The sequence below is a fragment of the Enterococcus sp. DIV0901a genome (genome assembly GCF_051711525.1).
Lineage (GTDB): Bacteria > Bacillota > Bacilli > Lactobacillales > Enterococcaceae > Enterococcus_B > Enterococcus_B faecium.
Window position 1 is genome coordinate 16794 of sequence record NZ_JBIOMW010000002.1, and the last position, 16084, is coordinate 32877.

Here is a 16084-nt window from a genome sequence, read left to right on the forward strand (position 1 = left end):
ACTTTTTACTCCTTTTTTATGAAAGGAGAATATTCATGTACTTTACGATTGCAGGCAATACCAAAACAGATAAAGAGTTAATTAAAAAAGCAACGAAGGAAGTAGGAAAGCGGACTTCTTTTTTACCGAAAACAATTAAATATTCTGTCATTGAAACGGAAGAACAGCTACATGTGTTAGGGAAAGTACTGGAACACGAAAGTCGATCTTCTGTTAAGTTGACTCTCACGTTACATGACACAGAAGGAAAAATAGAGAAAGCTGGTACAGAATACGTTTTTGGCCCGCTGGATTATCAAATTTCAGAAGGTTTCTATCCTACATTGATGGATTTAATCCGCCTTGATGTGTTTAAAGAAACGGATGAAACTATGAGTGTGGAAGAGTCTTATCGAAACGAAAAACTTTTACAAGTTTTAGAAGAAGAGTTAGAGAGCGACCAAAGAAAAGTGAATCAAGTGAGTGAAGTCGAAGTAAATGAAGAAGTACCATGGGAACGACCAATCTTTCCAAAGAAGGAGTCAAAAGAAAAAGAGACAGTCTATGTTGACGAACAAGCTGATATTCCGACTCAGAAATCGATATTTGAGGAAGAGAGCGATGTGATGGGTCAATTGGAGGTAGATCCCTTTGAAGAAACAATGGAGGATGAAGAGACGGCCGAAGTAGAAGTTGATCCAGTTGAAGCTAATGAAGAGTCAATATGGACTGAAGGGGATTCTCAGGAATATATTGAACCACTTATCAGTGAAGAAGTAGAGAAAAACGAAACAGAGATACAAAAGGCAACTGTATTTGATTATATTTTGGATCAATATCCGCCAGAGCATGAATGGATGAAAGAAAAAAACAAATTATTTTTAAATGGGCTTTATTCGAAATATCAATTACCCCAAACCTATCAAGCATTTTTAGAGAGTAAAGAAGAATTAATCTCACAGGGTAAAGGCACACTTTTAGAACAGTTAGAGTCTGTCCAATCAACAAATTGGCATGAGCTTGCACAAGAAGATTTATTAGCCACCTTTGAAGAACGTCAACAAGAAACAGATCAAGAAATTAATGAGTATGCGACGGAACAGTCGTCTAATTGGGAGAAAGCAAAGGAGGAACTAAATAAAGAAGAACAGCGAGTGATTGAAGAAGAAGTACAAAAAATTAAAGAGCGATACGAAAAGAAACGCGACAATGCGTATTCCTTGTGTGTAGAAAAGATCAATAATTTTACTCAGACGAATCAAGAAGCGTTATCGAAAGAAAAAGAAAACTTGTTAAAAGAACGTATAAGAGAACGAAAAGAAGAATTTTATCAAGGTTTGCGTACAGATAAGCTAAAGATTAGCAAAGAATTAAATGAGCAACTGAATAAGCTATATCAAACAACGACTGAAGTTCTTATGGAAAAACACGAGCAGATCCAGCAAGAATTACAAGTACAAATTCCAAAATGGAAAAAAGAGTATGAAATTCAACAACGAGAATTGAAAGAACAAGAAGAAAAACAACGGCAAAAAGAAAAAGAGCGCGAACAATTAGAATTAAAAAAACGTGAACAGGATCTTGCGGAACAAAAAATGGCGATAGAAAAACAACGGTTAGAGCAAGAAAAGGAAAAAGAAGCAGCTGCTCGTAAGGAACGTCAAGAACAAATGGATACATTGCGACAAGCACAGTTAAATTATCTAGCACAACCTCAACCAGTAGCTGCTGTTCAAACGCCAGTGAACAACCAAGCAAATTTAACTCCTTCACCACAGCGTTCCTTTAACGGATGGATGGTGGGATGTATTGCAAGTTTAAGCTTGCTTCTAGGTGGAGGAACAGTATTTGCTTTTAATCATATCAATCAATCTTCACAGGCTGATTCTGTGGCCACAACGACGTCAATCAAGGAAGAAGCCCAAGAACAAGCAAGAAAAGAGTATGAACAACAATTAGAAGAATTATTGAATCGTACCAATCAGTCAACAACAGAGTCAAGTATGGAAAATAGCAAAGAGAGTGATCCTAGTAAGGCTAAAGAAGGATCAAGCGATTCAACTGTACAATCAAACACTTCCGAAAGTTCAGAATCAAATGAGGTGAAATAATGCGTGTTAGAGAAACAATGAGACGAAAAGACAAACGATTCAATTTAGAAAAGAATAGGTATCTTTCTCATTTCTATCGCTATACTCCTTCAGGAGAAGAGCTACCAGAAAAACATGACAAACGTATTTCTCAAAAGATTTTTTATAGTGGCTTAGCTTATCTTCCTTTAAACTATGTTGTTACAAGAATACCAGAAGCATTTCATCGATTTGAGATTATTCCAGGAAGTTTACAAGGAGTGAATATTTTTCAGTTACAAGAAATGCCGCAGTTATTCCATTTTGATTCAACTGGTTTTTGGAATCCTTTGACCCCAACAACAAGTTTAGGCACACGTTTAGTTGTTTCTACGATTTGTGTTGTTCCAGCTGTACTTATGGGATTGAAAATGGACATGTGGTTTCGTCCTCTAGCAGATGGGCAAAAAGGAGATAACCGATTAAAAACGTTAAAGGAAATCCAGCAAATTTATCCGCAAATACCAGAATCAAAGGGAGGTTTTCCTGGTTATGGCGGAATACCAATTACTCATTATAAAAAGTACTGGTATATTCAGACGGATACAGTAAATACTTGTATTGTTGGTACTTCCCGTTCAGGGAAAGGACAGATAGAAGTTTTAGCAACCATTGACAATTTGTCTCGTGCAGAAAGACAAAGTTCAATGGTTGTTAATGATCCAAAAACAGAATTATATGTTGCTAGTAAAGATGAACTAGAAGCTAGAGGGTATGATGTGTATGCATTTAATATCACCGATCCACTGCAATCAATGAGTGATAATCCATTGGCACTCATCGTGAAATACTGGAAGCGAGGAGACATAGACACAGCGACACAGTTAACCAATACTTTCACGAATACGATTTATTATGATGCCAACGCTTCAGACAATAAATACTTTAACGAAAATGCGCAAAAAGCTGTCAATGCGCTTATTTTTGCGTTATTGGAACAAGCGGATCAGACAGGGGATTACTCCAAATTAACACCGAATAATCTCGTCGAACTTCTTTCTGAGATTGGTGGTTTTAATTACCAAGATCCTGATAATGAATTCAAGCAGCTCAATGCTTTAGATGAATTTATGAATCAGTTACCACCTGGAAACATAGCAAAAAAACAATATGGGGCAACAAAAATTGGTTCTGATAAAGCGAAAGGCAACATTCTATCGACAGCAATCACAGGACTAAATCCATTTACACTGACGAAAATTGCGAAAATGACTTCTCAATCAACCATTGATTATAAATCCATTGGTTTTCCGAAGTATTTGGATCTCAAACTACACGAGAGTCTGTTAAACCAGCGAATTGTTGTAGAGTTTTATCATCAAGGAAAAAAATTTCATGAGGAACGTGTCAAAGTAGGCTATAGAGGTTTTTGTGAAATTAACTTTGATTGTCATTTAGAACAGGGAGATCATGTTTGCTTAAAATATGATCATCGAGGAAAAGAATATGTTGCTTGGTATGAGTTTTCTCAAAGAGTATTGAAAGACGAAGAGGGAAATATCGTTTATCGAAAAAAACGAGGAGAAACCCATTTGCCAGAATTAGAAAAAGAAGCCGTTCTAACATTAGATGAGGATAAAAGTAACTTATTAGTAGAGTCTATTCGGATGCACTATACCGATAAACCAATGGCTATTTTTATGCTCACACCTGATTATGATCCATCTAACCATATCATTGTTAGTATTTTTCTTAGTCAGTTGTATAAAGAATTATCTACGCAATGTGTTAAGACTAAAGGAGATAAATGTCACCGTAGGATTCATTTTATTTTAGATGAATTTGGGAATATGCCACCAATGGATAATATGGAAGGAATCATGACAGTCACAGCTGGTAGAAACATGTTGTGGGATTTGTTTATCCAATCCTATCAGCAACTTTATGCGAAGTATGGGGAACAAAACGCAGCGATTATCAAAGAAAATTGTCAGACACATATTTATATTATGTCGACAGATGATAATACCATCGAAGAATTTTCTAAAAAAGTGGGGAATAAGACGGTTGAACAAGAGAACAGTACCATCAATTCATTAGGTATGAATACTCATATCAATCGCAATGTTGATTCAGATCGTATCTTAACTCCTGAAAGAATTTCTACTTTTTTAGAAGGTGAAACGATTGTACTCGCTCCTTTAAAACGACAAGATTTGAAAGGTCATAAAATACGGCCGTATCCTATTTTTAATCATGGGGAAACGAATCTTCCTTATGCTTATCAATATATTGAAGATTTCAATCCATCGTGGGATATCAATGATATAGACATACATTGTACACATGCGGACTTAGATCTTAAGGCTTTACAAATTGATTACGATTATTTTCTACCTGATATCTATGCACGTCGACTTTATCACAATATGCACGATCAAATAGAAGAGGAAGCTAAAGAAAACATTTTTATTAAAATCGTTCAATCTTTAGACAACTCAACGGCACAAAAGTTACTTATTCAATTTTATGAAGAGAAGCAAATAGATCGTTTGCAAGAATACCTTGAAAAATTGCGTCAAAATGAAGAAATTACAGAGGTTATAAGGAAACGACTTTTGCTAGAAGCTGAAAAGGTGGTGAAAGAATGATCATTGGAGGAATATTTTCCGGCATTGCCGACTGGTGGTCAGGCTTATTTGGAGATGGGGATGCAGATCCCAAAACCGTAACGAAAGTCTTACAAGATTATGGTAATTATCTGCAGTATCAAGATGTATTCAGTTGGATTTGTAATACTTTTTTATGGGGTTTGATTAAAGGGTTATATAATCTCAATACTTTACTAGAAAAAACAATTTATCAAAGCTTTGATTTAAAAGACTTATTGAACGCCGCTGGTGTTAATGAACTGTTTCAAAGTTTGATTAGTAAGGTATTGGCTCTTTTTTGTGTCGTCACATTAATTTATTTAGGCTTAAAATTTTTTATGAGTAAACATCCACCAAAAATCAAAAATATCTTGGTTAATCTATTTATGGCCATGATTTTGATTTTTGGTGGTAGTTCTTTAATCGATGAAGGGCTAAATATTAGTAAAAACTTTTACGGAGACGTGACTGCAGCAAATAAAGCAGATAAAACTGGTTCACCTGCTTTTCAAATTATTCAAAATAATGTGATTGATGTGAGTACGTTACTAGAAAATGATCCGAACAAAGTAGAACACATACCAACAGATAAAAGAAATGCTCTCACGGCGAAAAATTTTAAAACAGCGAATATCAATGGGATTATTACACCTGATCAAGCTAAGAAAATGTCTGAATCAAGTGATATTAGTACAGTACAAAAAGATCGGTTAAAGGCATTACAGTATCGACTAGAGTTAGACGATAATGGGAAAGAAATTCCTGTGCAAATCAGTGATGAAGGCTTAGCCAAATATGTTTATACTTCAGGGTATCGTCGATACATTAGTAGTCCAGGGATTATTTTAGCTGGTGAATCTTCTTTGGCGGTGGCCTATTTATTTATCTTGTTTACGATTGTTACTTGTATTATTGAGCTGGTATTTAAAAAATTCTATTTAGTGATTGCCGCGTCAACGGACTTTGAGACAGGACAACGGATGAAAAGTGCTATAGAAGATATTTCTCAATCCTTCTTGTTATTGGCATTTACAATTTTAGAATTACGAATCTATACATTAATGCTTTCAGGTATTGGTGATTTGCATGCGGCAGGAAAGATCAATGGATTCTTGTATGTTGTCGCTTTGATTGTACTAACCATTGCGCTATTCAAAGGCTCTCAATCAGTTACGAAAATTTTCGGCGTTGATACGAGTCTGAAAAACGGCAGCAATTCTCTTCTTAGCATGTTTGCCTTAGGAAATATTGCGAAAAATGTGGGTAGTGGGGCTAAAAACCTTGCAAGTGCTGGTAAGAGTGGTTTAAGCAATTTAAATGATATTCGTAAAAATGGATTTGGCAATCGAAAAGATGGTACTCCTGATAACGGGGAAGAACAACCAGACGATAAAGCTACAACAGTACCTAATAGTAAAAAGACAGTTTCCGAAATGTTCGGGAAAGCGAAGAATGGTGTTTCTAAAGCCGCAGAAGGTCTTGGTTACGTCAATGAACGTGGGTTAAAAGGAACAGCTGAAGATCTTACAGAAAAAGCCAAAGACACCTTAGAAGAAAAATTAGACGGCACGAGAGCCAAAGAATTGGCTGAAGCTGTGAAGAATCCGTCCGAAGCACTAGAAAAACAAAAAGAAAAAGCTTCAGAAGTCAAAGAAGGACTAAAAGATGCGTATGGTGAAGGACAAGTCAATGCAGCAGTGAAGGCAAATACAACAAGTGAAAAAGAAAATCAAGAAGGTGCAGCGATTCCTTCAGCCAAAGATCACCAAGATGAGTTACATTCTAACGAAAATTCGATCGGAGAAAAAGATTCAGAAGAAGGACAACATGGTCAGTTACCAAAGACCGATCCAGAACAATATCGTTATAAATCTAACATTAATTCTGAAAACGAAAAACGCATTTCAGATTTACCAAAACGAAATCAAGAAGTACAAACGGATGAGGATTCCATCGATCTGCCAAATGATAATGGCATCGAAGTTGGAACTGAAAAATCAACTAAAATTGGTTTGCCTAAGACACAAAATTTACCAATGAAAGATAGTCGTTTGAATCAATTCAAGGAGAATGATCAAAGCTTTGTTCACCAATCAACTGCAGGTAATGTTCAAATGAAACCAAGTCGTTTGCCTGAAAATGGAAATCTGACAACTGTTTCTTACAATTTATCTGAAAGTGGGGAGACAGGGAATGCGTCCGTTCAAAATGTTGTGACAAGAGAAGCTGCACCACAACCTATTCAAAAAGTTCACACAGGTTACAAGCCAGCAAATGTGGCATTTACTGCACCAACAAAAATAAATGTGACACGAGAAACTAAAAACAGGAACAATGAATTGAAAGAACAACTATTGCGGGATATCAAACAGGATATCAAACCATAAAAGGCCTACAAGTTAGGCCTTTTTTCTATGTATGAAAAGGAGAAATCATTTATGGATAAATATATTAACATGAAAAATCCTCCAAGATTTAGTGGGGAATGGAAGTTTTTCGCCTTTTTCTTTTTAGATCTATTAACGCTTGGTGGTTGCTTTTTTTGGGCGAAAATAGTCAATAATCTTGTCCACTTACCACTCTTTTTTGCACTCTTGAATTATGGCTTATGGATTGCGATAGCTCTAGTGATTGTTTGGCGACCCTATAATAACCCAGGTCAACGCCAGATTTTTGCGATTATCGAATCTATTTTTTTTACGGACAAGAACCATTACCATGCCCTAGATCCTAACCGAAATTATCATGGTACGTATAAGGAGGATGAATAAATGCGAGTCAAAGGACAAAACTCTGTTGATAAGAAATCCATTTTTCAGTTTGGAAAACCAGAAGAACGATCGATCTTGGATTTATTTCCTTATAAATCCTGTACAGAAGAGGGGGTCTTAGTTACTAAAGAAGATCATTTTCAACGTTATTATCGTGTAGTTTCCACTGACGTGGAGGGATTAAATGAACAAGAGAAACTGGAACGAATGAATCAGTTGACCACCGTCATGCGTACGTATGTGCCAACAATTAAGTTAGTTAGTTTGACCACAGAAACGGATCTAACGGAGCAAATCGTACAAAAGCGGCAGTTATTAGATAAGAATCGTATGGAACAATCCTTAGGAAGAAATCTACAGCGATTAAGAAAATATGAAAAGAAATTAGTAGAGGAAATCCAGGAATTGAAACGAGCAGAACAAGAACGTCCTGACTTAAGCTTCTTTTTCATCATTGAAGGAAAGACAATCAGGGATTTACAAACCAGAAACCGTCAGTTAATGCGATCTAGTGGCATTTTAGGGTTAAAACCACTCTACAAAAAAGAATTGATCAAGATTCTTTATCGAATGAATAATATGAATGATGAGTAGGAATGGAGAAGAGAGAATGAAATATCTGTTGATATGGTTAGAAAAAGATGTTCCGAAGGAAGAGACCACTAGAAAATTTCCTCACACTTTAAGCCTGGGTAAGTTGGGAAAAGGGCAATCTTTTAACCAAGTAAAGAATCAAACAAGAAGAGGTGACTGTACATGTTAGAAGCGATTAAAACAGCTTTTTCACCACAAAATGATCAAAAAGTACTTGATCCATTAAAGCAACTAGGAAATCGGGAAATCGAAATTTTAAAATCCAAAGGGTATGATTTAGATTTTTTAAAACAAGTGATGCCACAAGGTGGATTAAATTTCGATGAAGAGTATGTGACCTATGGAAATGGTTATTCACGGTGTGTGACAGTTTATCACTACACAAAAAATCCTACTCTTTTTTGGTTGGCCAATCTCATGAACAATCCTCATACAGTGGCCACACTCGATGTTAGCACAGATGAAAAGCAAAAAGTGATTGATCAAATCAATCGCGCATTAGATGAATTAAATGATCGATCAGATAATGAACGAAAAGCGACTGACCGAAATAAAAGCGCGGAAGAATACCTGGAACTAGCGGAATATGCCCGAAAATTGACTTCTAATGGGGAAATTTCTAAACAAGTCAAAGTGAGAGTACATGTTTACGGAAAAACGATTCAAGAAGTAGATGAACGAGCGCAGGAACTGATCGAAAATCTCAAAGGGATGGATTATCGTGCGGTGACTTATCTGCATAAAACCAAACGAGATTGGCAATCGATGTTTACCATGTTCGATGAACAAGCTGAATGGTTCGGAAATATCAAAGGGCAATCACTACCATCGTTAAACATTGGCGGAGGTTTCCCGTTCCACCACCAAACGCTAAAAGATCCAGGAGGTACACAATATGGGGAAACCATGACAGGCGGCCCATTTGTCTGGAATGCGACGTATAAAAATAGTGTACGGTTGTCTACTAATACCTTGCTTCTAGGAATGATGGGAGCTGGTAAATCGACCGTTCTTAAAATGATCGCGGAAGCCCATTTAGCTGCAGGAGACTTTATTTGGGGCTTTGAAAAGGGAAAAGACTTTATTCCTTTCTTAAAGGAATATAACGGTATTATGGTGCGCTTAGACGGATCTGACGGGATGATCAATCCTTTAGAAATATTTGCCACACGGACGTATGATGAAGCATCCAGTTTATATGACGATGGATCAGTCAAAGATTTGAAGATCAATGAAGCAGCGTCCTATCAAACACACTTAGACAAAGTGGTCTATCAGGTACAGTTAGTGAGTCCTCAGCTAAAAGGAACGATGAAAGCAGAATTTAAGACCTACTTAAATCGTTTTTATGAAGAGTATGGAACAGTACCACGCGGCTTTACTTCCTCAAATTCGCGTTCAAATACTGATACGCAAGTCACAGGTAAAGATCCAGAAGCTTATCCGACGTTCAAAGAATTTTTAGACTTTTTAGGACAACTGGAATTACCAGGTGCTTCCCAAGAGAAAAAGAATCGAAAAGAAGAAATGGAATCCATCGTAGAATCCTTATGTGAGACGTATGGCATGATTTTTGATGGTCATAGTACGATTCGACACCTTGACCAACAACAGTTGGTCTTTTTTGACATTGACTCTATTACAGGCTTAGATCGAGGGGTACAACAATGTCAAATGTACATGGCTATGACGTTGATTTGGAATCAGGCATTGATTCAAGGAAGAAGACAACGACGTTTAATTAAAGAAAAACAAATGGAAGAACAAGACTTCAAACGCTTCTTGGCGATGATTGATGAGTGCCATAATGCGATTAATCCAGATTTTATTGAAACGGTAAATTATGTAACAAACTTTCAACGAGAAATGCGTAAAGTAGAAGCAATGACTGTTTTAGCTACACAATCCCCACAAGAAATGGTGCCAGAAAATATGTCTTCTGATAACTTCTCGAAATTGAAGAAAGTCTTTGAATTTTCTTCTACGAAGATCTTTATGCGTATGGATGAATCTACTTTAACACATATTCAAGAACTGGTTGGAAAGTCAATGACGAACTCAGAATTAGAATCCATTCCTCAACAAAATCAAGGAGACGCTGTGATCAATTTTGGCTCAAAAGAAACCATTCGTGTTCATTTTAGTCCGAACAAACGTCAATTAAAATTGTTTGATGGAGGAAAATAATGGAAAACCAAAATGAAAGCTTAATCAAGCAGTATGTTAAGCGTCGCGCAAAGCGACGCTTATTTTTGTGGTTGTTTGGTACTTCTGCAGGTTTGATTACTATTTTGATCACTGTGTTTGTGACCCTATTTCTAATACTTGCGGCAGGTTCGATTGATAATTCGGATTCAGATTCAAGCAGTGGTGGCGAAGCTTTTACAGGAGAATATTCGGAAGGCTTACCGATTTATAAAGAAATCAAAGGAAGAGGCCCTTTTTCTGATGAGATTGCGCAATATGCTGTAGGTGCAGCAGTGAAATATAAATTATTACCAAGTGTGATCCTTTCGCAATACGGTTACGAATCAGCGTTTGGTACGTCGGCGTCCGCAAGAAATGATCTCAACTATTTTGGGATTACGTGGTTTGATGGATGTCTGTTTCCTAAAGGAACTGCGCGAGGAATCGGTGGTATTGAAGGTGGCTGGTACATGAAGTTTCCCAACTCAAAAGCTGCATTTTCCTATTACGGATTTATGGTAGCCACACAATCCAATTTTAATGCTTGTGTCGGAAATAAAAGCCCTGGCGCAAGTTTATTGATCTTAGGACGAGGCGGTTATGCCGCTGCAGGAATTACGGAAGATAGTCCGTATTATACAGGATGTATGTCCATTATCACTTCTAATAAATTAACCGAATATGATGAATTCGCCATCAAACATTGGGGTGAAGGTGGCAATAACAACGGCACGATCACTGGTGAATGGACGAATCCATTCCCTGGCAGCAGTTTAGATAAAAGTTCCTTCAGTGGTGGTCAATTATTTGGAACAAATCCAGGCGGTGAATTCCGACCAAATGGCTTCCATGACGGATTAGACTTTGGTTCAGTTGATCATCCAGGAAGTGAGATTCATGCGGTTCATGGCGGAAAAGTCGTGTACGTTGGCAATCCTGGTATTTCAGGTTTGGGCGCGTGTGTGATTGTGATTAATTACGATGGCTTGAATATGGTGTATCAAGAATTTGCGAATAGTACAGGAAATTCTCGTGTGAAGGTTGGAGATCAAGTAAAAGTTGGTCAAGTAATCGGGATACGAGATACAGCACACTTGCATTTAGGCTTCACTCGTATGGATTGGCGTCAAGCACAAGGACACGCATTCACAGATGATGGTACATGGATCGATCCATTACCATTTTTGAATAGCAGCAAAAAATAGATCAGGAGAAAAAATATGGAAAATAAAACTTTAAAAATCGTCTTAACAGCCGTAATTAGCGTTAGTTTAATCGGCAATATCGCGTTGTTTTGGCAGCTTAAAGAAGAACAAGAGACAAATACCTTTAAAATTGAAGAAGTGGCTAAAAACGCGTCTGAGAAGCTCAAAAAAAATTCCTCTGAGGCACAGGCGAAGATCGACAAGTTAAATCAAACCATTAATGAGAAAAACCAAGAAATCGATCAGCTGAAGCAACAAGATGGCACAAAAGCAAAAGAGGAAGTAACTGAAGCACAAAGAAAGACGGCAGAAGAATTTGGTAAATTGGCCATTGATAAATCATTAAGTAGAAATGAATTAACGGAAAAACTAAAAGATGTCGCAACCCAAGAAGTGATCGACAAATTAAGTCCTGCAGACGATGATCACCAACATGATGATTACGGAAGTTACTCTTTTACATTAGGTGACGTGCAAACTTACGCTCAAACAAGCAGTGTAAAAGAGGAACAAAATTTTGTCGTATTTGTTGATTATACAATCGGCAATCCTCAATTCAAAGATGTCAAACCGCAAAAAATAAAAGGTGGATTAACTGTCACTGAAAAACAAGTAGATGGTCAATGGAAAGTCACAGACTTTAGTTATTTCACTCGTTAGGAGGAAGAAAATGAGTAAGAAAAAAGGAGCAAGACAACGTTTCAAAAAACGAAAAAGTTATCTTAGATGGCTGGGGATCTTTATGATTCTCGGCTTTTTGATTCTTGCTAGTCCGATTTATACGGATAAGAAGGTAGACATACCAGATGAGGTAAGCACGAACGCATTTTTAAACACGAAGGAACTGACGATGGTTTCAAAAGAAAAAGGAGCGAACCAGCAATTAGTTTTTGAATTTGCGATCGACGATGAAGATCAAAGCTTATTAAAAGAACTGGCTAATCTTAATTATCGCGTAGAAGTAAAGACAGCTAAAGGGGATTATCAAGCAATAAAAGCCAAAGTAATCAAAGTTTCTGATGATTATTTTGCAGTGAAGCTATCTCATGTACCAGAAGAATATATTGCTATGCGATTAACCATTATACCTGAAAAAATTGATCCAAAAGTGGATATGCAAGAACCACAAGATCTGATTTATTACGTTCACGAAGATAAGGTCAAAGATCAAGTGAAAGATGAAGATTATGAACGACATGCGATCAATTACAAAGTGAAAGGATACAAAAAAGAACAAAAAGCAGCACAAAAACAGATTGAATACTTCCAAGCAACCATTGATTTGAATGAAGAATTAGTGATGAAACTAAAAGATCAATTGCCTTATCAAGTTGCAGACGATCAGGAAAATACTGAAAATAAGATTAATAGTTACCAGCAAGAAATTGAAACATCGAAAACGCAAATGAAAGATCAAGAAGAGATCATTCAAAAACTTCAAGAAAAAATTGATCGTATGACAAAAGAAAATATTTAGAAGAATAGGTGGAGTAAAAGAAATGAAGCGAGCGAACTTGGTCGGCAAAGATACTTTTGCTGAGCAGAAAGTATTGATTAAAGCCTATCTCAAAGTTGTAAAAGCTAAAGAAATATGTCAAGAAGTGAATTTATCTAACACAACAATATCTGAGTTGAAGAATGGTAGAAAGAGTTTAGATACCTTAAAATTCAGATCATTTGAAGCTTTGTATTTAGCTGCTAAAAAATATTTTACGGCTGAAAGAAAATAAAAACAGGAGGATTTTATGTGAAAAAAGTATATCAAAAATGTTTATGGATCAGCTATATCACCTTAGGTATAGCTGTTAATGAGATGGGAGAAAACATTAACCACGATTCTAACACAAACATCAAGCACATAAAACATTTAACACTCCTCCTTTCTGGCTGAAGATTTCAACCAAACAGGAAGACAGCGTATCAATTATAGCATACACTTTTTCTTAAATTCATTTTTCATATGACAAAATATTTCCTTCTAATCGACAAAGTTAGAAGGATTTTTTATTGTCTAAATACACAAATAACCTTAATTTTTAAAGAGCATAAGGAAACGTGATATCACTTTCTCACGAAAGGTGTTAGGTAGGCTGTGCCTACCACGTTTCTAAGAAAGATAAATGATATCAAAATTTTGGATTTGTGTGTAGATTTGTGGGTAGGATGAAAGCGAATGTGGGCAGTAAAATAAGCGTTTGTGTGTAGCAAAATCAAAAAATGTGTAGGGATATGTGTAGCTACACATATCCCTACACATAATAAATTTGGAGGAAAATATGGACTTATTAATTAGAAATATTGAAAAAAAGTATATTAATAAAATTGACAAACGTTGTGAAGAACTTACGGTCAAGACTGGCAAAAAATGGAGTCGAAATCAATACCTAAAAGTTTTGATCGAAAATGATTTTGATCACGCTCTTCTGAATTATAAAAAAGACCAATTTGATCGGTTGTTAGAAAAATTTGTGGATATTCAAACTTATAATACGAAAACTTTAGAAGAATATATTGCAACAAATAATCAATTAATTGGTTTGTTAATTGAATAATAAAAATAGTATTGTGAATTTATAAAAGGAGGAAATCAATTTTGGCAAAAGCAACAAGAAAACATGTATATCTTTACGATATGCATATCGAAGTACTTGATGAAATAATTTCTACTCATGAAGATATATCTAATTATAGTGAAGCAGTCAGACATTTGTGTATGATGTATGATCCAAAAATCGAAGAAAAAATAAATCCAATTCAAAGTAAATTGAATGCAATGGGAAAAGAAATTTCTATTTTAACCGAAATGGTTTCAGAGTTTGCGGATCTTCATTTGAAAGATACAGGAATACTAATTGGTACAAATTCAACTGTCTATCAAGAAGCAAAAGAGCGTGTGGAAGGGAAAATAAAAGCGAATCAAACGAAAAAGTATTCTCCTAAGATCAAGAAACCAATAAATGAATCTGTTCATGCCAGAATAGACCCGTTTGATCCAACAAAGTTTTTAAAAAGATAAAAAGTAGAAGGGGAACATGATGAATAAATCGCCTGCAGTCATTCTCACTTGTCAATTTACCTTGCCCAATAAAAAATCTTTTTCAACATACATTGATTATATGACAAGAGAAAAAGCGCTGGAAGAAAAGGAACGACGCACGCCGGACGAAGAACAGGAACTGCAACGAATCAAGAATGCTTTAGAGGAGTTTTATATTCCTGAAGGAGAAACTTTTTCGGAGAGTAAGACGGATAAAGAATTCAGTGAAACGTCGAATGAAGCTCAATCGTTGATGGAACATGGAATCAATTTTGACAAGTTAGAGGAACAAGATTTTACCAAATATCTTTCTTATATGACCCGTCACTATGCGTTAGAACAAAAGAAAGAACTAACGCAAAGGGAACAAAAAGAATACCAACGGTTGAACCAAGCAATGAAAAAATATCAAACAGAGCCACATAAAAAAGCTTCAGGAAATCTTTCTGGAGTTTTTTCTATGGCTTCAGACGAAGTGAAAGGAAGTGATCTGAAGGAGATCAAACAAATCTTCCAAAGAGGACAACAAAAAGGCTCAATCATTTATCAAGATGTTGTCTCTCACGACAATTCGTATCTTGAAAAAATGGGCTTGTACGATCCCAAAACAGATACCTTAGATGAAGAAGGAGTAAAAGCAGCTGGAAGAAAAATGATGGAGACATTATTCGAGAAAGAACAATTGAATGAAACAGGTTACTGGATGGCAACGATTCACCGTAACACTAAGCATATCCATATTCATTTTGCAGTTGTTGAAAAAGAAAATACGCGTAAACCTTACACGGAGGTTGAAAATGGTGTGAGTTATATCGTACCGAAAGGTAAGAGAAGACAAGCAACATTAGACGCAATGAAGACCAATTATGTACATGAGTTAGAACGTTTTTCTTATGAAAAGGATCGAATGATTGGTATGGAGAAACGAAATTTATTGACGCGGAAAAGTGATTTGCGTAACACCTTAACAAAAGTGGTAAAAGAGCCAGCGCGTTACGATCGACACGCAATGAACTTATTAAATGAAGTATATAAAACCCTACCTGACAAACGTTCGGAATGGAATTACGGGGATGAAAAACGAACCAAACTTTCACCATACACAAGAGAGAAACTCGATGAGTTAACCAAATATGTTTTAACAAAAGAACCTGAATATCAAGAATATATACAGATTTCAAAATCATTGAAAGAAGAAGCAAAAAGTCTTTATGGGGAAAGCAAGAGAGAATCAAAGGATGCAGAAAAAAATGCTCTCTTTGATTTGAAAAAGCGTACAGGAAATGCCATTCTAACAGAACTGAAGAAACAGGATAGTCAAATAAAACCTTTAATAGAAAGTATGGATCAGATGCAATCTATTTACAATGAACGATCCTTTCGAACGCTTAAACAGTTACCAACGAATGAATACAAATATAGTTACGAAGAATTCATGAAGCGCAGGAAACAATTCCAACAAAGAGTTGTCACGCAACGGAGTTTGCGTCAATTAAATCGAACGATTAATGCCCATGAAGAAAAATACCACGCAAGTAAAGCCTACGAAGAGCAACAACGAAGAATCCAAATGGAACAAGAAAGACAGTAA

At 36.1% G+C, this 16084-nt stretch carries 14 protein-coding genes; all 14 read left to right on the forward strand.

All coding sequences use genetic code 11. The annotated features are described in order from the left end of the window. Window positions 1–35 precede the first annotated feature (35 nt). The 14 genes from IGL70_RS12920 to mobP2 all read left to right on the forward strand — a co-directional run bounded on the left by IGL70_RS12920 (window position 36) and on the right by mobP2 (window position 16084). Window positions 36–2090, forward strand: a complete 2055-nt coding sequence (locus IGL70_RS12920) for a hypothetical protein (RefSeq protein WP_010728562.1) — start codon at window positions 36–38, stop codon at window positions 2088–2090. Then, on the forward strand, window positions 2090–4699 hold the full coding sequence (locus IGL70_RS12925; RefSeq protein WP_096705463.1) for a VirD4-like conjugal transfer protein, CD1115 family: 2610 nt from the start codon (window positions 2090–2092) through the stop codon (window positions 4697–4699). The genes IGL70_RS12920 and IGL70_RS12925 overlap by 1 nt, the downstream gene beginning before the upstream one ends. Beyond that, complete coding sequence (locus tag IGL70_RS12930; RefSeq protein ID WP_047937784.1) at window positions 4696–7086, forward strand: pLS20_p028 family conjugation system transmembrane protein; 2391 nt, start codon at window positions 4696–4698, stop codon at window positions 7084–7086. The genes IGL70_RS12925 and IGL70_RS12930 overlap by 4 nt, the downstream gene beginning before the upstream one ends. 51 nt (window positions 7087–7137) lie before the next feature. Continuing rightward, window positions 7138–7470, forward strand: a complete 333-nt coding sequence (locus IGL70_RS12935) for a hypothetical protein (protein ID WP_002295656.1) — start codon at window positions 7138–7140, stop codon at window positions 7468–7470. Further along, a complete protein-coding gene (locus IGL70_RS12940) occupies window positions 7471–8064 on the forward strand; it encodes a hypothetical protein (protein WP_010731502.1) in 594 nt (197 codons plus the stop codon). A 162-nt stretch (window positions 8065–8226) separates the two neighbouring features. Beyond that, window positions 8227–10251, forward strand: a complete 2025-nt coding sequence (locus IGL70_RS12945; RefSeq protein WP_096705319.1) for a VirB4 family type IV secretion system protein — start codon at window positions 8227–8229, stop codon at window positions 10249–10251. Then, window positions 10251–11456 carry a glucosaminidase domain-containing protein gene (locus tag IGL70_RS12950; protein WP_002304929.1) on the forward strand — a complete coding sequence of 402 codons (1206 nt, stop codon included), beginning with the start codon at window positions 10251–10253 and terminating at the stop codon, window positions 11454–11456. The genes IGL70_RS12945 and IGL70_RS12950 overlap by 1 nt, the downstream gene beginning before the upstream one ends. A gap of 15 nt (window positions 11457–11471) precedes the next feature. Then, complete coding sequence (locus IGL70_RS12955; protein ID WP_002326521.1) at window positions 11472–12116, forward strand: translation initiation factor IF-2; 645 nt, start codon at window positions 11472–11474, stop codon at window positions 12114–12116. A 10-nt stretch (window positions 12117–12126) separates the two neighbouring features. Beyond that, on the forward strand, window positions 12127–12933 hold the full coding sequence (locus tag IGL70_RS12960) for a hypothetical protein (protein ID WP_002326520.1): 807 nt from the start codon (window positions 12127–12129) through the stop codon (window positions 12931–12933). Between the two features lie 22 nt (window positions 12934–12955). Next, on the forward strand, window positions 12956–13186 hold the full coding sequence (locus IGL70_RS12965; RefSeq protein WP_002304981.1) for a hypothetical protein: 231 nt from the start codon (window positions 12956–12958) through the stop codon (window positions 13184–13186). A 17-nt stretch (window positions 13187–13203) separates the two neighbouring features. Then, window positions 13204–13347 (forward strand): hypothetical protein, encoded by a 144-nt coding sequence (locus IGL70_RS12970; RefSeq protein ID WP_002325547.1) that lies wholly within the window; start codon window positions 13204–13206, stop codon window positions 13345–13347. A 385-nt stretch (window positions 13348–13732) separates the two neighbouring features. After that, a complete protein-coding gene (locus IGL70_RS12975) occupies window positions 13733–14008 on the forward strand; it encodes a hypothetical protein (RefSeq protein ID WP_002304994.1) in 276 nt (91 codons plus the stop codon). A gap of 41 nt (window positions 14009–14049) precedes the next feature. Further along, window positions 14050–14472: a hypothetical protein gene (locus tag IGL70_RS12980; protein WP_002304995.1), complete on the forward strand. Its 423-nt coding sequence runs from the start codon at window positions 14050–14052 to the stop codon at window positions 14470–14472. Between the two features lie 19 nt (window positions 14473–14491). Next, window positions 14492–16084, forward strand: a complete 1593-nt coding sequence (gene mobP2, locus IGL70_RS12985) for a MobP2 family relaxase (protein ID WP_033603155.1) — start codon at window positions 14492–14494, stop codon at window positions 16082–16084.